This window comes from Pseudomonas sp. KCJK8993 (assembly GCF_046230915.1).
GTDB classification, from domain to species: Bacteria; Pseudomonadota; Gammaproteobacteria; order Pseudomonadales; family Pseudomonadaceae; genus Aquipseudomonas; species Aquipseudomonas piscis.
This window is the reverse complement of the sequence record NZ_JBJJLO010000026.1, coordinates 1-19,429: the sequence shown is the minus strand read 5'-3', so window position 1 is coordinate 19,429 and position 19,429 is coordinate 1. Positions and strand designations below refer to the sequence as shown.

24 protein-coding genes and 1 pseudogene are annotated in these 19,429 nt (G+C 64.5%); 15 read left to right on the top strand and 10 right to left on the bottom strand.

All coding sequences use genetic code 11. From position 1 onward, the window contains the following. Positions 1-17: 17 nt before the first annotated feature. Both ACK6AU_RS11180 and ACK6AU_RS11175 read left to right on the top strand, forming a co-directional pair. Positions 18-1,022 carry an aspartate carbamoyltransferase catalytic subunit gene (locus tag ACK6AU_RS11180; protein WP_185697057.1) on the top strand — a complete coding sequence of 335 codons (1,005 nt, stop codon included), beginning with the start codon at positions 18-20 and terminating at the stop codon, positions 1,020-1,022. Continuing rightward, positions 1,019-2,290, top strand: a complete 1,272-nt coding sequence (locus ACK6AU_RS11175; protein ID WP_185697056.1) for a dihydroorotase — start codon at positions 1,019-1,021, stop codon at positions 2,288-2,290. Before ACK6AU_RS11180 ends, ACK6AU_RS11175 begins: the two co-directional genes overlap by 4 nt. Positions 2,291-2,360: 70 nt before the next feature. Here ACK6AU_RS11175 and ACK6AU_RS11170 read toward each other — a convergent pair whose 3' ends face one another. Continuing rightward, complete coding sequence (locus ACK6AU_RS11170) at positions 2,361-2,780, bottom strand: TM2 domain-containing protein (protein WP_185697055.1); 420 nt, start codon at positions 2,778-2,780, stop codon at positions 2,361-2,363. A gap of 250 nt (positions 2,781-3,030) precedes the next feature. On the opposite strand from ACK6AU_RS11170, the gene ACK6AU_RS11165 reads away from it, so the two are divergent. Then, positions 3,031-3,654 carry a C40 family peptidase gene (locus ACK6AU_RS11165; RefSeq protein ID WP_409299319.1) on the top strand — a complete coding sequence of 208 codons (624 nt, stop codon included), beginning with the start codon at positions 3,031-3,033 and terminating at the stop codon, positions 3,652-3,654. 44 nt (positions 3,655-3,698) lie between these two features. On the opposite strand, the gene ACK6AU_RS11160 is transcribed toward ACK6AU_RS11165, so the two are convergent. Continuing rightward, positions 3,699-4,733: a type IV pilus twitching motility protein PilT gene (locus ACK6AU_RS11160; protein WP_409299317.1), complete on the bottom strand. Its 1,035-nt coding sequence runs from the start codon at positions 4,731-4,733 to the stop codon at positions 3,699-3,701. Between the two features lie 203 nt (positions 4,734-4,936). Here ACK6AU_RS11160 and ACK6AU_RS11155 point away from each other — a divergent pair, with 203 nt between their 5' ends. The 11 genes from ACK6AU_RS11155 to ACK6AU_RS11105 all read left to right on the top strand — a co-directional run bounded on the left by ACK6AU_RS11155 (position 4,937) and on the right by ACK6AU_RS11105 (position 12,428). Continuing rightward, positions 4,937-5,635, top strand: coding sequence for a YggS family pyridoxal phosphate-dependent enzyme (locus ACK6AU_RS11155; protein ID WP_409299315.1), 699 nt, complete (start codon positions 4,937-4,939; stop codon positions 5,633-5,635). Between the two features lie 33 nt (positions 5,636-5,668). Continuing rightward, positions 5,669-6,487 carry a pyrroline-5-carboxylate reductase gene (proC, locus tag ACK6AU_RS11150; RefSeq protein ID WP_409299313.1) on the top strand — a complete coding sequence of 273 codons (819 nt, stop codon included), beginning with the start codon at positions 5,669-5,671 and terminating at the stop codon, positions 6,485-6,487. A gap of 23 nt (positions 6,488-6,510) precedes the next feature. Next, complete coding sequence (locus tag ACK6AU_RS11145; RefSeq protein ID WP_022641623.1) at positions 6,511-7,098, top strand: YggT family protein; 588 nt, start codon at positions 6,511-6,513, stop codon at positions 7,096-7,098. Continuing rightward, positions 7,098-7,391 carry a DUF167 domain-containing protein gene (locus tag ACK6AU_RS11140; RefSeq protein WP_185697050.1) on the top strand — a complete coding sequence of 98 codons (294 nt, stop codon included), beginning with the start codon at positions 7,098-7,100 and terminating at the stop codon, positions 7,389-7,391. Before ACK6AU_RS11145 ends, ACK6AU_RS11140 begins: the two co-directional genes overlap by 1 nt. A 105-nt stretch (positions 7,392-7,496) precedes the next feature. Continuing rightward, on the top strand, positions 7,497-8,636 hold the full coding sequence (locus ACK6AU_RS11135; RefSeq protein WP_409299310.1) for a homoserine O-acetyltransferase: 1,140 nt from the start codon (positions 7,497-7,499) through the stop codon (positions 8,634-8,636). Between the two features lie 7 nt (positions 8,637-8,643). Then, the gene (metW, locus tag ACK6AU_RS11130; RefSeq protein WP_185697048.1) at positions 8,644-9,264 is read left to right on the top strand and encodes a methionine biosynthesis protein MetW; all 621 of its coding nucleotides are present in this window, start codon (positions 8,644-8,646) and stop codon (positions 9,262-9,264) included. 26 nt (positions 9,265-9,290) lie between these two features. Beyond that, positions 9,291-9,725, top strand: a complete 435-nt coding sequence (locus ACK6AU_RS11125; RefSeq protein WP_185697047.1) for a DUF4426 domain-containing protein — start codon at positions 9,291-9,293, stop codon at positions 9,723-9,725. Beyond that, the gene (rdgB, locus tag ACK6AU_RS11120) at positions 9,722-10,318 is read left to right on the top strand and encodes an RdgB/HAM1 family non-canonical purine NTP pyrophosphatase (protein WP_085594454.1); all 597 of its coding nucleotides are present in this window, start codon (positions 9,722-9,724) and stop codon (positions 10,316-10,318) included. Before ACK6AU_RS11125 ends, rdgB begins: the two co-directional genes overlap by 4 nt. Next, the gene (hemW, locus tag ACK6AU_RS11115; protein WP_409299307.1) at positions 10,315-11,517 is read left to right on the top strand and encodes a radical SAM family heme chaperone HemW; all 1,203 of its coding nucleotides are present in this window, start codon (positions 10,315-10,317) and stop codon (positions 11,515-11,517) included. The genes rdgB and hemW overlap by 4 nt, the downstream gene beginning before the upstream one ends. Before the next feature lie 9 nt (positions 11,518-11,526). Then, positions 11,527-11,850, top strand: coding sequence for a DUF3392 domain-containing protein (locus ACK6AU_RS11110; protein WP_022641629.1), 324 nt, complete (start codon positions 11,527-11,529; stop codon positions 11,848-11,850). 29 nt (positions 11,851-11,879) lie between these two features. Further along, positions 11,880-12,428, top strand: a complete 549-nt coding sequence (locus ACK6AU_RS11105; RefSeq protein WP_185697046.1) for an RNA 2'-phosphotransferase — start codon at positions 11,880-11,882, stop codon at positions 12,426-12,428. Positions 12,429-12,482: 54 nt separating this feature from the next. Here ACK6AU_RS11105 and trmB read toward each other — a convergent pair whose 3' ends face one another. The 4 genes from trmB to ACK6AU_RS11085 form a co-directional block, all read right to left on the bottom strand. After that, a complete protein-coding gene (trmB, locus tag ACK6AU_RS11100) occupies positions 12,483-13,208 on the bottom strand; it encodes a tRNA (guanosine(46)-N7)-methyltransferase TrmB (RefSeq protein WP_409299304.1) in 726 nt (241 codons plus the stop codon). A 9-nt stretch (positions 13,209-13,217) separates the two neighbouring features. Then, positions 13,218-14,012 carry a thiazole synthase gene (locus ACK6AU_RS11095; RefSeq protein ID WP_022641632.1) on the bottom strand — a complete coding sequence of 265 codons (795 nt, stop codon included), beginning with the start codon at positions 14,010-14,012 and terminating at the stop codon, positions 13,218-13,220. 168 nt (positions 14,013-14,180) lie between these two features. Further along, complete coding sequence (gene thiS, locus ACK6AU_RS11090) at positions 14,181-14,381, bottom strand: sulfur carrier protein ThiS (RefSeq protein ID WP_221775070.1); 201 nt, start codon at positions 14,379-14,381, stop codon at positions 14,181-14,183. 72 nt (positions 14,382-14,453) lie between these two features. After that, positions 14,454-14,834 carry a DUF423 domain-containing protein gene (locus ACK6AU_RS11085; protein WP_185697043.1) on the bottom strand — a complete coding sequence of 127 codons (381 nt, stop codon included), beginning with the start codon at positions 14,832-14,834 and terminating at the stop codon, positions 14,454-14,456. A 74-nt stretch (positions 14,835-14,908) separates the two neighbouring features. Here ACK6AU_RS11085 and mtgA point away from each other — a divergent pair, with 74 nt between their 5' ends. After that, positions 14,909-15,631, top strand: coding sequence for a monofunctional biosynthetic peptidoglycan transglycosylase (mtgA, locus tag ACK6AU_RS11080; RefSeq protein ID WP_085594448.1), 723 nt, complete (start codon positions 14,909-14,911; stop codon positions 15,629-15,631). Between the two features lie 67 nt (positions 15,632-15,698). Here mtgA and rpoH read toward each other — a convergent pair whose 3' ends face one another. The 4 genes and pseudogenes from rpoH to ftsY all read right to left on the bottom strand — a co-directional run. Next, positions 15,699-16,553, bottom strand: coding sequence for an RNA polymerase sigma factor RpoH (gene rpoH / locus ACK6AU_RS11075; RefSeq protein ID WP_185697042.1), 855 nt, complete (start codon positions 16,551-16,553; stop codon positions 15,699-15,701). Between the two features lie 113 nt (positions 16,554-16,666). Then, positions 16,667-17,689 (bottom strand): permease-like cell division protein FtsX, encoded by a 1,023-nt coding sequence (ftsX, locus tag ACK6AU_RS11070; protein WP_185697041.1) that lies wholly within the window; start codon positions 17,687-17,689, stop codon positions 16,667-16,669. Next, a complete protein-coding gene (ftsE, locus tag ACK6AU_RS11065) occupies positions 17,686-18,357 on the bottom strand; it encodes a cell division ATP-binding protein FtsE (RefSeq protein WP_022641638.1) in 672 nt (223 codons plus the stop codon). Before ftsE ends, ftsX begins: the two co-directional genes overlap by 4 nt. Further along, positions 18,354-19,283 (bottom strand): annotated as a pseudogene (ftsY, locus tag ACK6AU_RS11060) (signal recognition particle-docking protein FtsY); the annotation flags it as partial. The pseudogene ftsY and the gene ftsE, both read right to left, overlap by 4 nt. Between the last annotated feature and the right edge of the window lie 146 nt (positions 19,284-19,429).

Here is a 19,429-nt window from a genome sequence, read left to right as displayed (position 1 = left end):
TTAAAGAGTCCATTGCGATGACGCCTCTAGACGCCAAGCGCCCGCTGCAGCTCAACGATCAGGGCCAGCTGCGCCACTTCCTCTCCCTCGACGGCCTGAACCGCGAGCTGCTGACGGAAATCCTCGACACCGCCGACTCCTTCCTCGAAGTCGGCGCCCGGGCGGTGAAGAAAGTCCCGCTGCTACGCGGCAAGACCGTATGCAACGTGTTCTTCGAGAACTCCACCCGCACCCGCACCACCTTCGAACTGGCCGCCCAGCGGCTGTCGGCGGACGTGATCACCCTGAACGTGTCCACCTCCTCGGCGAGCAAGGGCGAGACCCTGCTCGACACCCTGCGCAACCTCGAGGCCATGGCCGCCGACATGTTCGTGGTGCGCCACGGCGATTCCGGCGCCGCGCACTTCATCGCCGAACATGTGTGCCCGCAGGTGGCGATCATCAACGGCGGCGACGGCCGCCACGCCCACCCGACCCAGGGCATGCTCGACATGCTGACCATCCGCCGGCACAAGGGCGGCTTCGAGAACCTCTCGGTGGCCATCGTCGGCGACATCCTGCACTCGCGGGTCGCGCGCTCGAACATGCTGGCGCTCAAGACCCTGGGCTGCCCGGATATCCGCGTGATCGCGCCCAAGACCTTGCTGCCCATCGGCATCGAGCAGTACGGGGTGAAGGTCTACACCGACATGGCCGAAGGCCTGAAAGACGTCGATGTGGTGATCATGCTGCGCCTGCAGCGCGAGCGCATGCAGGGCGGCCTGCTGCCCAGCGAAGGCGAGTTCTACCGCCTGTTCGGCCTGACCACCACCCGCCTGGCCGGCGCCAAGCCCGACGCCATCGTCATGCACCCGGGCCCGATCAACCGTGGCGTGGAGATCGAGTCGGCGGTGGCCGACGGTCCGCATTCGGTGATCCTCAATCAGGTGACCTACGGCATCGCAGTGCGCATGGCCGTACTGTCCATGGCCATGAGCGGGCAGACCGCCCAGCGACAATTCGAGCAGGAGAACGCCCAGTGAAGCTCAGCATTCTCGGCGCCCGCGTCATCGATCCAAGCAGCGGCCTGGATCAAGTTACCGATCTGCACCTGGAAGCCGGCAAGATCGCCGCCATCGGTGCCGCTCCGGAAGGTTTCAACGCCGTCACCGTGATCGACGGCAAGGGCCTGGTGGCCGCCCCCGGCCTGGTGGACCTGAACGTCGCCCTGCGCGAGCCCGGCTACAGCCGCAAGGGCAGCATCGCCAGCGAAACCCGCGCCGCCGCTGCCGGTGGCGTCACCAGCCTGTGCTGCCCGCCACGCACCAAGCCGGTGCTGGACACCTCGGCGGTGGCCGAGTTGATCCTCGACCGCGCGCGCGAAGCCGGCAACAGCAAGGTGTTCCCGATCGGTGCCCTGAGCAAGGGCCTGGACGGCGAGCAACTGGCCGAGCTGATCGCCCTGCGCGACGCCGGTTGCGTGGCCTTCGGCAATGGCCTGGAGGGTTTTCGCAGCACCCGGACCCTGTGCCGGGCCCTGGAATACGCCGCCACGTTCGACCTGACGGTGATCTTCCATTCCCAGGACCGCGACCTGGCCGAAGGCGGCCTGGCCCATGAAGGCGCCACCGCCAGCTTCCTCGGCCTGCCGGGGATTCCCGAAAGCGCCGAAACCGTGGCCCTGGCCCGTGACCTGCTGCTGGTGGAACAAAGCGGGGTGCGCGCGCACTTCAGCCAGCTGACCAGCGCCCGCGGCGTGGAACTGATCGCCCAGGCCCAGGCTCGCGGCCTGCCGGTCACCGCCGATGTCGCCCTGTATCAGTTGATCCTGACCGACGAGGCGCTGATCGACTTTTCCAGCCTCTATCACGTGCAGCCGCCCCTGCGTTCGCACGCCGACCGCGAGGCCCTGCGCGCAGCGGTGAAATCCGGCGTGGTACAAGCCATCGCCAGCCATCACCAACCTCACGAGCGCGATGCCAAACTGGCGCCGTTCGGCGCCACCGAGCCGGGTATCAGCAGCGTCGAGTTGCTGCTGCCGCTGGCCCTGACCCTGGTGCAGGACGGCCTGCTGGACCTGCCGACCCTGATGGCCCGCCTGAGCGCCGGCCCTGCCGACGCCCTGCGCCTGCCGGCCGGCAAGCTGGTGGTGGGTGGCGCGGCCGACCTGGTGCTGTTCGACCCTGCCAGCTCCACCGTGGCCGGCGAGCGCTGGCTGTCCCGTGGCGAGAACTGCCCGTTCCTTGGCCACAGCCTGCCGGGCGCAGTGCGCTACACCCTGGTGGACGGCCATATCAGCCACCAGGGCTGATTGACCCTGTAGCCGCTGCCACAGGTGGCGGCTACAAGGATCGCCATCACCCCAGGCGCCGATGACGGGATCAAAGGCGCTTGGCGTTCTCCAGGGAGACCTGGTCGTTCAGGGTCCAGAAGTCATACAGCACCCCGATGAAGAACAAGCCACCGGTGAACAGGTAGAGCACCCCGCTCAGCCATTTGCCCTGGTACATGCGGTGCACGCCGAACACCCCGAGGAAGGTCAGGAGTATCCAGGCCACGCTGTATTCCAATGGACCGGCGGTAAAGCGCAGGTCCGCTTCCCGATCCATGGAAGGGATCAGGAACAGGTCGATCAGCCAGCCAATGCCCAGCAGGCCGAAGGTGAAGAACCAGAGGGTCCCGGTCACTGGCTTGCCGTAATAGAAGCGATGGGCGCCGGTAAAACCGAATATCCAGAGCAGGTAGCCGATCACCTTGCTGTGGGTGTCGTGGGTCGCGGAATCCTGGCGATAGCTGTTCATCAAATGCCTCTTGGCGGGTGATAGATAAATTTTCTCAAAAACTTTGTGACTTTTTTACAGGCGCTCGACGTGTGGTCGATGCTACCTTCTCTTCCGCCAAAGCCTTGTGTTGCCTGACTTCTGACGGTTTTCTGCGTCAAGTTGCCGCCTCTTTGCCGAAGTTGACCCCAAGGTCTAGTCGACAAACGGCCTCGGAAGTGACCTGAAAGCTGTTATAAAGTTGCGCGCTAATCAATAAGAGCCTTGCCTAATGCGTCCATTTATCAAGACATGGCTGACCATTTGCCTATTAATGCCACTGGCCGCCCACGCCACCAACCGTGAGCAACGACTTCCCAACATCAACGGCTACACCCCGAAACCCCATGTTTCGACGGTCTCGGCCAAGCACAAGACCACGAACCGGCACTCCAGCCAACTGGCCAAGGTCGACAGCAAGCTGGTACCCCAGATGGGCGCCAAGCAAAGCAGCAACGTCCTCAGCCGCGCCGTCAATGCCCTGGGCACGCCTTATCGCTGGGGCGGCAGCAGCCCGAGCAAGGGTTTCGACTGCAGCGGCCTGGTGAAATACGCCTTCAACGACGTCGCCGCCGTGGACCTGCCACGCACGTCCAATGCCATGGCCAGCGGCCATGGGCAGAAGGTCGAGCGCAAGGATCTCAAGCCGGGCGACCTGCTGTTCTTCAACATCAAGAGCCGCAAGGTCAACCATGTAGCCATCTACCTGGGCAACGATCGCTTCATCCATGCTCCACGGCGCGGCAAGTCGGTCACCATCGACACCTTGAAGAAACCCTACTGGGACAATCACTACGTGGTTGCCAAGCGGGTCCTGCCCAAGGAACAGAAGACCCTGCGGGTCGTCCAGCGCTGATCCCGCCTCGCCGCCAGGCCAGCCTGGCGGCGCTTGCCCTCCCCTCACAGGCTCTGCGGCATTCGTGCCTTCTCCCGCGCCTGTTCGCGACTGATCAAGCCCTTTGCCAGCAATGCCTTCAGGCTCATGTCCAGGGTCTGCATGCCCTGGGCCCCGCCAGTCTGGATCGCCGAATACATCTGCGCCACCTTGTCCTCGCGGATCAGGTTACGGATCGCCGTGGTGCCCAGCATGATCTCGTGGGCCGCCACCCTTCCCCCCCCGATGCGCTTGAGCAGTACCTGGGCGATCACCGCCTGCAATGACTCGGCCAGCATCGAGCGTACGAGGGCCTTCTCTTCCCCTGGAAACACATCCACCAAGCGATCGATGGTCTTGGCCGCCGACGAGGTGTGCAGGGTGGCGAACACCAGGTGCCCGGTTTCCGCAGCGGTGAGCGCCAGGCGGATGCTCTCCAGGTCCCGCAGCTCGCCCAGCAGGATCACATCCGGGTCCTCGCGCAGGGCCGCGCGCAAGGCTGTGGCGAAGCTCTGGGTGTCGCGGGCCACTTCGCGCTGGTGCACCAGGCAGCCTTGCGGCGGGTGGATGAATTCGATGGGGTCCTCGATGGTCAGGATGTGCTGGCGGCGAGTCCGGTTCAGGTGATCGACCATCGCCGCCAGGGTGGTGGACTTGCCGCTGCCGGTGGGACCGGTCACCAGCACCAGCCCCCGGGGCAACTCGCTGACCTGCCGGAATACCGGCCCCAGCCCCAGCTCTTCCAGGCTCTGCACCCGCGCCGGAATCAACCGCAGCACCGCTCCCGCACCACGGGCATGCTGGAACGCATTGACGCGAAACCTGGCCACCCCGGGCAGTTCATGGGCGAAATCCAGGTCCTGCTGGCGGGCGAAGGCCTCGCGCTGCGACTCGCTCATCAGCTCATGGATCAACGCCAGCACCTGGGACGCATCCAGTACTGGCCCCTGCAGAGGGCAGATATCGCCATCGATGCGCAACAGCGGCGCCAGCCCAGCGGACAGATGCAGGTCGGAAGCGCCGCGCGAGACGCTCGATAGCAACAACTCGGTGATGTCCATAGTGCCCCCCAATTCCAGTAGAATGCCGCGAGCTTCAGACCCGTGCGCAGCCAACAGCCCGGCGGCCTGGTGCCGGACAATGCCCGGCGGGGCCCAGGGGCGTGGCTCGGGCCGATCGGCAGGCAGGGACTGGTGGATTCACGCGGCAGGTGGCGGCCCGGTTCGCAGGCGCCCGGCCGCAGATACTTTTGAGACGGAATCGAATGTCCACGATAGCAGACAACATCGCCCAGGTAGCCGAACGCATCCGCAGCGCCTGCCAGGCCGCACAGCGTGCCCCGGACAGCGTCCGGTTGCTGGCCGTGAGCAAGACCAAGCCCGCCGCCGCGCTGCGCGAGGCCCATGCCGCCGGCCTGCGCGATTTCGGCGAGAACTACCTGCAAGAAGCCCTGGGCAAGCAACAGGAACTGGCCGACCTGCCCTTGAGTTGGCACTTCATCGGCCCCATTCAGTCGAACAAGACTCGCGCCATCGCCGAACACTTTGACTGGGTGCATTCCGTGGACCGCCTGAAAATCGCTCAACGCCTGTCCGAGCAACGCCCGGCCGAGCTGCCGCCGCTGAACATCTGCCTCCAGGTCAATGTCAGTGGCGAAGCCAGCAAGTCCGGCTGCACGCCCGCCGAGTTGCCGGAGCTGGCCCGCGCCATCGCTGCCTTGCCACGCCTGCGCCTGCGCGGGCTGATGGCGATTCCCGAACCCACCGAGGACCCTGCGGCCCAACACGCTGCGTTCGCTGCGGTACAGGATCTGAACAACCACCTGCGCGGCAGTCTCGGACTGCCCGTGGACACTCTATCGATGGGCATGAGCCACGATCTCGAAGCGGCCATCGCCCAAGGCGCCACCTGGGTGCGGATCGGTACCGCGCTGTTTGGCGCCCGCGACTACAGCCAGTCCTGAGGGACTGGCCCTGACCCCTGATAAGGACCTGTCATGAACACGACTCGTATCGCTTTTATCGGTGCCGGCAACATGGCGGCCAGTCTCATCGGTGGCCTGCGGGCCAAGGGCCTGGACGCCTCGCAGATCCGTGCCAGTGACCCGGGCGCCGAAACCCGGGCCAAGGTGGCCGCCGAACACGGTATCCAGGTTTTCGCCGACAACGCCGAAGCCATTGCCGGGGTCGATGTGATCGTCCTGGCGGTCAAGCCCCAGGCCATGAAGGCCGTTTGCGAAGCCCTGCGCCCGAGCCTGCAACCCCGGCAACTGGTGGTTTCCATCGCCGCCGGCATCACCTGCTCGAGCATGAGTGCTTGGCTGGGCGAGCAACCGATCGTGCGCTGCATGCCCAACACCCCGGCCCTGCTGCGCCAGGGCGTCAGCGGCCTGTATGCCACCGACCGGGTGAGCGCCGAGCAACGCCGCCAGGCCGAAGAACTGCTGTCCGCCGTGGGCACCGCCCTGTGGCTGGAGCAGGAGCAGCAACTGGATGCGGTAACCGCGGTTTCCGGTAGCGGCCCCGCGTACTTCTTCCTGCTGATCGAGGCCATGACCGCCGCCGGCGAGAAACTCGGCCTGCCACGGGAAACCGCCGCCCAACTGACCTTGCAGACCGCCCTGGGCGCTGCCCACATGGCGGTTTCCAGCGATGTCGACGCCGCCGAGCTGCGCCGTCGCGTGACCTCGCCGGCCGGCACCACGGAAGCGGCGATCAAGTCGTTCCAGGCCGACGGCTTCGAGGCCCTGGTGGAAAAAGCCTTGGGTGCCGCCGCGCACCGTTCGGCGGAAATGGCCGAACAACTCGGTCGCTAATTCGCCCCTACAAAGGAATCGATATGTTCGGACTCAACGACGCTGCCATCCTGGTGATCCAGACCCTGGGCAGCCTGTACCTGCTGGTCGTCCTGCTGCGCTTCATGCTGCAAGCGGTGCGGGCCAACTTCTACAACCCCATCAGCCAGTTCATCGTGCGGGCCACCCAGCCGCTGCTCAAGCCGCTGCGCCGAGTGATCCCCAGCATGTTCGGCCTGGACATGTCCTCGCTGGTGCTGGCCCTGGTGGTGCAGATGGTGCTGTTCGCCATCGTCCTGACCCTCTACGGCATCCCCTTCAACGTGCTGGGGCTGCTGATCTGGGCGCCGATCGGCATCTTCGCGCTGTTCCTCAAGATCTGGTTCTTCGCCATGATCATCAGCGTGATCCTGTCCTGGGTCGCGCCTGGCAGCCAGAGCCCCGGCGCCGAGCTGGCCTATCAGCTGAGCGAGCCGCTGCTGGCGCCGTTCCGCCGCATCGTGCCGAACCTGGGCGGCCTGGACATCTCGCCGATCCTGGCGTTCCTGGTGATCCAGCTGTTGCAACAGGGGCTGATCCCGCGCCTGGCGTACTACGCCTTCATGCCCCGCGAGCTGTTCGGGCTGATCTGATGAGCTACTTCCGCTGGGACGGCGACGACCTGTTGCTCGATTGCCACCTGCAGCCCAAGGCCAGCAGCGATGAGTTCGCTGGCCTGCATGGCGATCGGCTGAAGATCCGCCTCACCGCCCCGCCCGTCGAAGGCAAGGCCAACGCGCACCTGATGGCGTTCCTGGCCAAGGCCTTCGGCATTCCCAAGAGCCATGTCAGCCTGGTCAGCGGTGAGTTGAACCGGCAGAAGCGGGTACGCCTGCAAGCGCCGAAGAAACTCCCCGAGCTGCCGGGCCTGGCACGTCCGGCCTGATTCGCAGGCCGTCCTTTCCAGTAGCCAAATCCAGGCCCGGGCTTTGCTTGCCGCTGGACACAGCGGTCTTTAGACTTACGCCTCATTTGAATGAGAGCAGGGTCGATGCCAACTGCCTTTCCCGCCGATTCCGTTGGTCTGGTCACACCTCAGGTTGCGCACTTCAGCGAGCCCCTGGCCCTGGCGTGTGGCCGCTCGCTACCGGCCTACGACCTGATCTACGAAACCTATGGCCAGCTCAACGCCAGCGCCAGCAACGCGGTGCTGATCTGCCATGCCCTGTCGGGCCACCACCATGCGGCCGGCTACCACAGCCCGGAGGACCGCAAGCCCGGCTGGTGGGACAGCTGCATCGGCCCGGGCAAGCCGATCGACACCAACAAGTTCTTCGTGGTCAGCCTCAACAACCTCGGTGGCTGCAACGGCTCCACCGGCCCCAGCAGCATCAACCCGGAGACCGGCCGGCCGTTCGGCGCCGATTTCCCGGTACTGACCGTGGAAGACTGGGTGCACAGCCAGGCCCGCCTGGCCGACCGCCTGGGCATTGGCCAGTGGGCCGCGGTGATCGGCGGTAGCCTCGGGGGCATGCAGGCCCTGCAATGGACCATCACCTACCCGGACCGGGTCCGGCATTGCCTGGCCATCGCCTCGGCGCCCAAGCTGTCGGCGCAGAACATCGCCTTCAACGAAGTGGCCCGCCAGGCGATCCTCACCGACCCGGAATTCCACGGTGGTTCGTTCCAGGAACAGGGCGTAATTCCCAAGCGCGGCCTGATGCTGGCGCGAATGGTGGGGCACATCACCTACCTGTCCGACGACTCCATGGGCGAGAAATTCGGCCGCGGCCTCAAGAGCGAAAAGCTCAACTACGACTTCCACAGCGTGGAATTCCAGGTGGAAAGCTACCTGCGCTACCAGGGCGAGGAGTTCTCCGGGCGTTTCGACGCCAACACCTACCTGCTGATGACCAAGGCCCTGGACTACTTCGACCCGGCGGCCAACTGCGACGACGACCTGGCCAGGACCTTCGCCAACGCCACGGCCAAGTTCTGCGTGATGTCCTTCACCACCGACTGGCGCTTCTCCCCGGCCCGCTCGCGGGAACTGGTGGACGCGCTGATGGCCGCGCGCAAGGACGTCTGCTACCTGGAGATCGACGCCCCCCAGGGCCACGACGCCTTCCTGATCCCGATCCCGCGCTACCTGCAGGCATTCGGTCACTACATGAACCGCATCACGCTGTGAGGACACGATGAGAGCCGATCTGGAAATCATCCAGGAATGGATCCCCGCCGGCAGCCGCGTCCTCGACCTGGGCTGTGGTAATGGCGAACTGCTGAGCTGGTTGCAGCAACACAAGCAAGTCACCGGCTACGGCCTGGAGAACGATGCCGACAACATCGCCCAGTGCGTGGCCAAGGGCATCAACGTCATCGAGCAGGACCTGGACAAGGGCCTGGGCAATTTCGCCAGCAACAGCTTCGACGTCGTGGTCATGACCCAGGCCCTGCAAGCCGTGCACTACCCCGACCAGCTGCTGGACGAGATGCTGCGGGTCGGCCGCCAGTGCATCATCACCTTCCCCAACTTCGGCCACTGGCGCTGCCGCTGGTACCTGGCCAGCAAGGGCCGGATGCCAGTGTCGGAATTCATGCCGTACACCTGGTACAACACGCCGAACATCCACTTCTGCACCTTCGAGGACTTCGAGGAACTGTGCCGCGAGCGCCAGGCGCGGGTGATCAATCGCCTTGCGGTCGATCAACAACACCGCCATGGGTGGGCCAGTAAGCTATGGCCTAATCTGTTGGGAGAGATCGGCATCTACCGCCTCAGCAGTCCCGGCCTGCAGGATCACCAGGTCGCGGTTTGACCCACATCGCATCGAGGAGAACGATCATGGGACGTCTGGTCACTTTTCTATTGTCTGCCTGCCTGAGCCTCTCGGCCCTGGCGGCGGACCCGATCAAGGGCGAACGCCAGGAAGTGTTCGGCGACATCACCGTGCACTACAACACCTTCAACTCCACCTACCTGCAACCTGACATCGCCAGGGCCGCGGAGCTGGTTCGCAGCAAGAACCAGGGGGTGATCAACGTTTCACTGATCAAGGACGGCAAGCCATTGGTCGGCCAGGTCAGCGGCACGGTCAAGGACCTGACCAGCAAGAGCTTTCCCCTGAAGTTCCGCCAGATCACCGAACAGGGCGCGATCTACTACATCGCCCAATTCCCGGTGGAACAGCAGGAAAACCGCACCTTCACCATCAGCGTGCAAGCGGGTGGCGATACCAACAGCTTCAGCTTCAACCAAGAGCTATTCCCGGGCGAATGATGAACCTCACGCAACTCGTACTGGCCAGCCATAACGCCGGCAAACTCAAAGAACTCCAGGCCATGCTCGGCGCCTCGGTGCAACTGCGCTCGATCGGCGAATTCAGCAGCATCGAGCCCGAGGAAACCGGACTCTCGTTCGTCGAGAACGCCATCCTCAAGGCCCGCAACGCCGCGCGCATCTCCGGCCTGCCGGCCCTGGCGGACGACTCCGGCCTGGCGGTGGACTTTCTCGGCGGTGCCCCGGGTATCTATTCGGCGCGCTACGCCGATGGCCAGGGCGACGCGGCCAACAACGCCAAGCTGCTGGAGGCCCTCAAGGAGGTTCCCGAGCAACAGCGCGGTGCGCAGTTCGTCTGCGTCCTGGCCCTGGTTCGGCATGCCGACGACCCGCTGCCGATCCTCTGCGAAGGCCTGTGGCATGGGCGCATCCTTACTGCCGCCAGCGGTGCACACGGCTTCGGCTACGACCCGCTGTTCTGGGTGCCGGAGCGCAATTGCTCCAGCGCCGAACTGGACCCGGTGGAAAAAAACCAGCTCAGCCACCGCGCCCGCGCCATGGCCATCCTGCGGCAACGCCTGGGCCTGCAATGAACCATGATCCCGCCGCGTCGCCGCTGATCCTGGGCGGCGCGCAAGCGCCCCGGCCGGCCCTGCCCCAATTGCCGCCCCTGGCGCTGTACATCCACATCCCGTGGTGTGTACGCAAATGCCCCTATTGCGACTTCAACTCCCACGCCGCCAGCCCGACGCTGCCGGAAGAGGAGTACGTGGACGCCCTGCTGGCCGACCTCGACCAGGACCTGCCTGCCGCTCATGGCCGGGAACTGAGCTCGATCTTCTTCGGCGGCGGCACCCCGAGCCTGTTCAGCGCCCAGGCCCTGGGCCGGCTGCTGGCCGGGGTACAGCAACGCATCCCGTTCGCCAGCGATATCGAGATCACCCTGGAAGCCAACCCCGGGACCTTCGAGCAGGAGAAGTTCACCGCCTACCGCGCCCTGGGGATCAACCGCCTGTCCATCGGCATCCAGAGCTTCCAGGAGCAGAAGCTCCAAGCCCTGGGCCGCATCCACAGCGGTGCCGAAGCCGTACGGGCCGCCGACATGGCGCGCCAGGCCGGGTTCGACAACTTCAACCTGGACCTGATGCACGGCCTGCCAGACCAGTCCCTGGAAGATGCCCTGGGCGACCTGCGCCAAGCCATCGCCATGAAGCCGACCCACCTGTCCTGGTACCAGCTGACCCTGGAGCCCAACACGGTGTTCTGGAGCCAGCCGCCGACCCTGCCGGAAGACGACATCCTGTGGGACATCCAGGAAGCCGGCCAGGCACTGCTGGCCGCGCATGGCTACGCCCAGTACGAGGTCTCGGCCTATGCCCAGCCCGGCCGTGCGGCGCGGCATAACCTGAACTACTGGAGCTTCGGCGACTTCATCGGCATCGGCGCCGGGGCCCACGGCAAGCTCAGTCACTCGGACGGGCGCATCCTGCGTACCTGGAAGACCCGCCTGCCCAAGGATTACCTGAACCCGGCCAAGCCGTTCAAGGCCGGCGAAAAGGCCCTGGATAACGATGAGCTGCCGTTCGAGTTCCTGATGAACGCCCTGCGCCTGACCGATGGCGTGGACGCGGCGCTGTTCGCCCAGCGCACCGGCCTGGACCTGGCCAGCCTCGCCGAAGGCCGGCGCCAGGCCGAACAAAGCGGCTTGTTGCAGGTCGAACCGTCACGCCTGGCGGCCACTCCCCGTGGGCAACTGTTCCTCAACGACCTGCTGCAATTCTTTCTGATCTAAGGAAATCACATGGATCTGGTACTCGACCTGCTTGCCACCGTGTCCCGCTGGAGCCGCAGCAACCTCTCGGAAATCTCCCTGGCGCTGGTGGGCTGCCTGCTGGTGCTGTTCGGCGCCGACATCAAGGGTTGGGTCGAAGCGCGCCTGGGCGGCCTCGCCGGCGCCCTGCGGGTACCGTTGATGGCCCTGCTGTGCATGATCGGCAGCGGCCTGGCGCTGATCTATGCCACGCCGTGGATCGTCCGCGGCCTGAGCCAGTTCAACAACTACAGCCTGGCGCCCGTGCTGCTGGTGGTGCTGGTGCTGATCGGCGTGGTCGCCGATCGCCGCTGATGCGGATCCCTGATTGAACAAGGATGCCTATGAGCAAGAGCCTCATGGAGACCACCAGCAAGTTCCTCAGCTATGTGCTGCGCCATGAGCCCCAGGCCATTGGCCTGGAACTGGACAGTGAAGGCTGGGGCGAGATCGACGCGCTGATCGCCGGCGCGGCCAGCGAGGGCCGGCCACTGACTCGGGAACTGATCGAGCAGGTCGTGCGCGACAACGACAAAAAACGCTTCACCCTGTCGGCCGACGGCCAGCGCATTCGCGCCGCCCAGGGCCACTCCAGCAAGGCCGTGCAGCTGCAACTGGAAGAACGCCAGCCGCCCGCGGTGCTTTATCACGGCACTGCCACGCGCTTCATGGATTCAATCAACCGGAAGGGCCTGATTCCAGGCTCACGCCATCACGTGCACCTGTCCCAGGACCCCGACACTGCCCGCTCGGTGGGCCAACGCTACGGCCAGGTGGTGCTGCTGCAGGTCGACACCCAGGCCATGCAGGCCCAGGGCTGCAAGTTCTACCAGGCGGAGAATGGCGTGTGGCTGGCCGACCAAGTGCCGGCCAGCTGCATCACCGAGGTGTAGCGACCGGGCCATTGCAGGGCCCGGCAAGAGCCCCTCGGGAAGAGGGGCGGCAGGTCAGTCGAGCTTCTCGAACTTCAGGTCCCAGACGCCATGGCCCAGGCGCTCGCCGCGGCGTTCGAACTTGGTGATCGGACGCTCGGCCGGACGCGGCACGTACTTGCCGTCCTCGGCCAGGTTGCGATAACCCGGGGCGACGTTCATCACTTCCAGCATGTACTCGGCATAGGGCTCCCAATCGGTGGCCATGTGCAGGATACCGCCGACCTTGAGCTTGCTGCGCACCAGCTCGGCGAAGGACGCCTGGACGATACGGCGCTTGTGGTGCCGGCTCTTGTGCCACGGATCGGGGAAGAACAGCATCAGGCGATCGAGGCTGTTATCGGCCACGCAGCGGTTGAGCACTTCGATGGCGTCGCAGTCGTAGACCCGCAGGTTGGTCAGGCCCTGGGTCAGCACGCCGTTGAGCAGCGCGCCGACGCCCGGACGGTGGACCTCCACGCCGATGAAATCCTGCTCCGGGGCCGCCGCCGCCATTTCCAGCAGCGAGTGGCCCATGCCGAAGCCGATTTCCAGGGAGCGCGGCGCCGAACGGCCGAACACCTGGTCGTAATCCACCGGGGCATCGGCCAGGGGCAGCACATACAGCGGGGCGCCCTGCTCCAGGCCGCGTTGCTGGCCTTCGGTCATGCGTCCGGCGCGCATCACGAAGCTCTTGATACGGCGGTGCTGGCGTTCGTCGCCAGCTTCCGGCTGGATTGGCGTGTCGTTTGATTCAGTCATCAATGGCTCTTACTTGATCAGACCATCCAGCGGCGAGGATGCGCTGGCATAGAGTTTCTTCGGCATGCGACCGGCGAGGTACGCCAGGCGGCCCGCGACAATCGCGTGTTTCATGGCTTCGGCCATCAATACCGGTTGCTGTGCATGGGCGATGGCCGAGTTCATCAGCACCGCCTCGCACCCCAGCTCCATGGCGATGGTGGCATCGGAGGCGGTGCCGACACCGGCATCCACCAGTACCGGGACCTTGGCTTCTTCGAGGATGATCTGCAGGTTGTAGGGGTTGCAGATTCCCAGCCCGGTGCCGATCAGGCCGGCCAGGGGCATGACCGCGATGCAGCCCATTTCCGCCAACTGGCGGGCGATGATCGGGTCGTCGCTGGTGTAGACCATCACGTCGAAACCTTCCTTGACCAGCACTTCGGCGGCCTTGAGGGTTTCCAGCACGTTGGGGAACAGGGTCTTCTGGTCGGCCAGGACTTCCAGCTTCACCAGGTTGTGGCCATCGAGCAGCTCGCGGGCCAGGCGGCAGGTACGCACGGCTTCCACCGCGTCATAGCAACCGGCGGTGTTGGGCAAGATGGTGTAGCGGTCCGGCGGCAGGACATCCAGCAGGTTCGGTTCGCCCGGGTTCTGGCCGATGTTGGTCCGGCGCACGGCGACGGTCACGATCTCGGCTCCGGAGGCCTCGATGGCCAGGCGGGTTTCTTCCAGGTCGCGGTACTTGCCGGTGCCTACCAGCAAACGCGACTGGTACGTCCGACCGGCCAGGACGAAAGGCTTGTCACTACGAACGTTGCTCATCGGAAATCCTCTGTTGGGGTGAGGTTCTTGCAGAATTCTTTGGTAGATCGAACGCCACGGGCAGGTAGTGCGCAGGAAAGGCAGAACAGGCGCCAATGCAAGGCCAGCCGACTGGCTGGGCATCGTGGGCGGCTTCAGCGCAGCGCTGCCGGGCGCGGCAGTTGCTGGCTAGCCGCCGCCGATGGCATGGACCACTTCCACCTGGTCACCCTCGTTGAGGGAGGTTTCAGCGTGCTGGCTGCGCGGAACGATATCCATGTTGAGCTCTACCGCGATTCGCCGTCCGCTCAGGTCCAGGCGCGTCAGCAGGGCCGCGACGGTCGAGCCATCGGGCAATTCAAAGGATTCACCGTTCAACTGAATGCGCATGCTCGAGGCCGCCATCACTTTTTAGGGGCCAGCATTCTAGCCCGATCATGACCTAAAGGTCAGCTACAAGCGTCAGGCCGCCGCCTGCAGGCGCCAGGCGGCCAGCCCCAGCAACAGCCAGCCGGCAAGGAAGGCCAGGCCGCCAAGCGGAGTGATGATGCCCAGCTTGCCGATACCGGTCAGGGTCAGCAGGTACAGGCTGCCGGAAAACAACAGGATGCCCAGGGTGAAGGCCGCTCCCGCCCAGGTCACCAGGCGTCCCGGCACTTGGGTGGCCAGCAGCGCCACGCCGAACAAGGCCAGGCAGTGCACCAGCTGGTAAGTGACTCCGGTGTGAAAAATGGCCAGGTACTCGGCGCTGAGGCGATTCTTCAGGCCGTGGGCGGCAAAGGCACCCAGGCCCACCCCGGTGAAACCGAAGAAAGCAGCCAGCATCAGGAAGCCACGCAACATGGGGAACTCCAGTCAGATTCCGCGCAAAGGGCCTGTATAATGGCGCGCTCAAACGGTTCGGCCAAGCCATCTCTATGCTGCGTTATCTGTTTCGTCGTCTGGTAAAAGCCTTGAAGTGGTTCGTCGTCGGCAGTATCGCGCTGGTGCTGCTGTTGCGCTTCATACCGCCGCCAGGCACGGCCTTGATGGTGGAGCGCAAGATCGAATCCTGGGTCGACGGCGACCCCATCGACCTGCAGCGCAGCTGGAAACCCTGGGATGAGATCTCCGATAACCTCAAGGTCGCGGTGATCGCCAGCGAAGACCAGAAATTCCCCGAGCACTGGGGTTTCGACTTCGATGCCATCCAGGCAGCCCTGGCCTACAACGAACGCGGCGGCAAGATCCGCGGCGCCAGCACCTTGAGCCAGCAAGTGTCGAAGAACCTGTTCTTGTGGTCCGGCCGCAGTTACTTGCGCAAGGGCCTGGAAGCCTGGTTCACCGCCCTGATCGAGGTGCTCTGGCCGAAGCAGCGAATTCTCGAGGTCTATCTCAACAGTGCAGAGTGGGACGAAGGCGTGTTCGGCGCCGAAGCCGCCGCACGCCATCACTTCGGCGTCAGCGCCGCCAATCTCAGTCGCCAGCAAGCCAGCCTGCTGGCGGCGGTCCTGCCCAACCCCCGGGTCTGGAGCGCGGCTCGCCCCAGTACCTACGTGCTCCAGCGTGCCGGTTGGATCCGACGGCAGATGAGCCAACTGGGCGGGGCCGACTACCTCAATCGCCTGGACGAATCACGCCGGGCGCCCTGGGCCGAGTAGAACATCAAGGCACAAACAAAAACGCCCCGATCATCTCGGGGCGTCTGGTTTGTGGCCTGGCTGGCGCTTAGGCGGCAATGGACAGCTTCAGTTTGTTCATCGCGCTCTTTTCCAGCTGGCGGATCCGCTCGGCGGAAACGTTGTACTTCTGCGCCAGGTCATGCAGCGTGGCCTTCTCTTCGGCCAGCCAGCGCTGGTAGAGGATGTCGCGGCTACGCTCGTCCAGCACTTGCAACGCTTCATGCAGGTTGCTGGTGGAGTTGTCGCTCCAGTCAGCGTCTTCCAGCTGCAACGCTGGATCGTAGCGGTGATCTTCCAGGTAGTTGGCCGGCGACTGGAAAGCGCTGTCGTCATCGGCTTCGACAGCCGGGTCGAAGGCCATGTCCTGGCCGGTCAGGCGACTTTCCATTTCCCGCACTTCACGCGGCTCAACGCCGAGGCTTTCCGCCACGCGATGGACTTCCTCGTTGTTCAGCCAGGCCAGGCGCTTCTTCTGGCTGCGCAGGTTGAAGAACAGCTTGCGCTGGGCCTTGGTGGTCGCGACCTTGACGATCCGCCAGTTGCGCAGGATGAACTCGTGGATTTCCGCCTTGATCCAGTGCACGGCAAAGGACACCAGGCGCACGCCCATCTCGGGGTTGAAGCGCTTCACGGCTTTCATCAGGCCGACGTTGCCTTCCTGGATCAGGTCGGCCTGGGCCAGCCCGTAGCCGGAATAGCTGCGGGCGATATGTACGACAAAACGCAGGTGGGCAAGCACCATCTGCCGAGCTGCCTCAAGATCCTGCTCATAGTAGAGACTCTCGGCCAGTTCACGCTCCTGCTCCGGCGTCAGCAATGGAATGCTGTTCACCGTATGCACATAGGCCTCCAGGTTTGCGCCTGGAACCAATGCGTAAGCAGGTTGCAAAGAAGTGGTCATACGAAAAAACCTCCGACTCACATAACTCGTGCAGTTCAGCACTGCGAAAATTGACCGGAAACCGCTAAACAAGTTCCCATGAACGCTGAAAGGTCAATACAAGCAAAAAGACACTACTTCGGTGCCAGCTCCCTCAGGTGACGGGCCACCGCAATCCACGCACCGATATAACCCAACAGCACCGCCCCTAGCAAGAGCGACAGACCGTCGGCGACAGGTACCCCCGCCAGGGCGAAATCGCTGCCGTAGAGGCCTGCCAGGCCCACCACCGCATCGTTCAACCAGTCCAGGCCGAAGGCCAGGACACCCCAGGACAAGATCCCCGCGCCGAAGCCATACAACGCGCCCATATAAAGGAAAGGACGTCGCACGTAGCTGTCTGTGCCGCCGACGAGTTTAATCACTTCGATCTCCGTGCGGCGGTTTTCAATATGAAGACGAATGGTATTGCCTATCACCAAAAGTAATGCAGAGACCAGCAGCACCGTCAGGCCGAAGACAAAACGATCGCCCAGCTTGAGGATCGCCGCCAATCGCTCGACCCAGACCAGGTCCAGCTGGGCCAACTGCACCTTGGGCATTTCCGCCAGGCGCTGGCGCAGGGCCTCCAGGGTGGTCTTGTCCACTTCCTGCGGCGTGACCAGGACCACGCCCGGCAGCGGGTTATGCGGCAGCTCGCGCAAGGCCTCGCCCAGCCCGGACTGCTGCTGGAACTCTTCCAGGGCCTTTTCCTTGCTGATGAATTCGGCATCCGCCACGCCCGGCAGGCCCTTGATCTGCTCGCTGAGGCTCTCGCCCTCGTTGGCCGATGCCCCCAGATCCAGGTACAGCGAGATCTGCGCCGCCCGCTGCCAAGAGCCGCCCAGGCGCTCGATGTTGTTGAGCAGCAGCGACAGGCCCATGGGCAGGCTCAAGGCCACGGCCATCACCAGGCAAGTGAAGAAACTGCCGATCGGCTGCTTGCCCAGGCGCCGCAGGCTGTCCAGCAGACTGGCGCGATGGCTTTCGATCCAGGCGTGCAGCAAAGTACCGAAGTCGGGACCATCGTCTTCGTCGCGTTTTTTCTTCGGCGGCGGTGCCTCGGAGGCCTTGGGCGCCACGCGCTCCGCCACTTTAGGGGTACGGGTGGCACTCATACGCCGGCCTCCCCATCGCCGATCAGGCGGCCACGTTGCAGGGTCAGCATGCGATGGCGCATGCGGGCAATCAGGGCCAGGTCGTGGCTGGCGATCAGCACGCTGGTGCCCAGACGGTTGATATCTTCGAATACGCCCATGATTTCCGCCGCAAGACGCGGGTCGAGGTTACCGGTGGGTTCATCCGCCAGCAGCAAGGCCGGACGGTGGACGATGGCGCGAGCGATGCCGACCCGCTGCTGCTGGCCGGTGGACAGGTCGCCCGGGTAGAGCTCGGCCTTGTCCGACAGGGCCACGCGTTCCAGGGCCGAGTCCACGCGCTTGGCGATCTCGGCCTTGGACAGGCCGAGGATCTGCAGCGGCAGGGCCACGTTGTTGAAGACCGTACGATCGAACAGCAGCTGGTGGTTCTGGAACACCACGCCGATCTGCCGGCGCAGGAACGGGATCTGCGCATTGCTGATCTGCCCCAGGTCCTGGCCGGCCAGCAGCAGTTTGCCCGAGGTCGGACGCTCCATGGCCAGCAGCAGGCGCAGCAGGGTGCTTTTACCGGCGCCGGAATGGCCGGTGACGAACAGGAATTCGCCGCGCCGGACGCGAAAGCTCAGCTCATGCAGGCCAACGTGACCATTGGGATAGCGCTTACCGACCTGTTCGAAACGAATCATGAACGCTCCCGCTCGGCAAACAGTGCCTGGACAAAGGGTTCTGCTTCAAAGGTGCGCAAGTCGTCGATGCCTTCGCCGACGCCGATGTAGCGGATCGGCAGGCCGAACTGCTTGGCCAGGGCGAAGATCACCCCGCCCTTGGCGGTGCCATCGAGCTTGGTCAGGGCCAGGCCAGTCAGCTCCACGGTCTGGTTGAACTGCTTGGCCTGGTTGATGGCGTTCTGGCCAGTACCGGCGTCCAGCACCAGCAGCACCTCATGGGGTGCGTCGGCATCCAGCTTGCCGATAACCCGACGAACCTTCTTCAGTTCTTCCATCAGGTTGTCCTTGGTGTGCAGGCGCCCCGCCGTATCGGCGATCAGCACGTCGATGCCACGGGCCTTGGCGGCCTGCACGGCGTCGAAGATCACCGAGGCCGAGTCGGCGCCCGTGTGCTGGGCGATCACCGGGATCTTGTTGCGCTCGCCCCAGACCTGCAACTGCTCCACCGCCGCGGCGCGGAAGGTGTCGCCAGCGGCCAGCATGACCTTCTTGCCTTCCAGCTGTAGCTTCTTGGCCAGCTTGCCGATGGTGGTGGTCTTGCCGGCGCCGTTGACGCCGACCACCAGGATCACGAACGGCTTGTTCTGCGCCACGACTTTCAGCGGCTGCTCCACCGGCTTGAGCATGCTCGCCAGCTCGGCTTGCAGCGAGGCGTACAGCGCGTCGGAGTCGGTGAGCTGCTTGCGCGCCACCTTCTGGGTCAGGTTCTGGATGATCACCGAAGTGGCCTCGACCCCGACGTCGGCGGTCAGCAGGCGGGTCTCCAGGTCCTCGAGCAGTTCGTCGTCGATGGCTTTCTTGCCCAGGAACAGGCTGGCCATGCCCTCGCCGATGCTGGCGCTGGTCTTGGACAGGCCTTGCTTGAGGCGGGCGAAGAAACCGACCTTGCTCTCCTCGTTGGGACGAACCGGCTCGACCCGTCTCTTTTACACATCTGTCGCAGCCGACGAAAAGGAGAAGGGAGGAGCCGGCGGGGGGACCGGCATCTAAAAAAAAAAAAAAAACAGTGCACCACGGAGTGGGCGAGGCC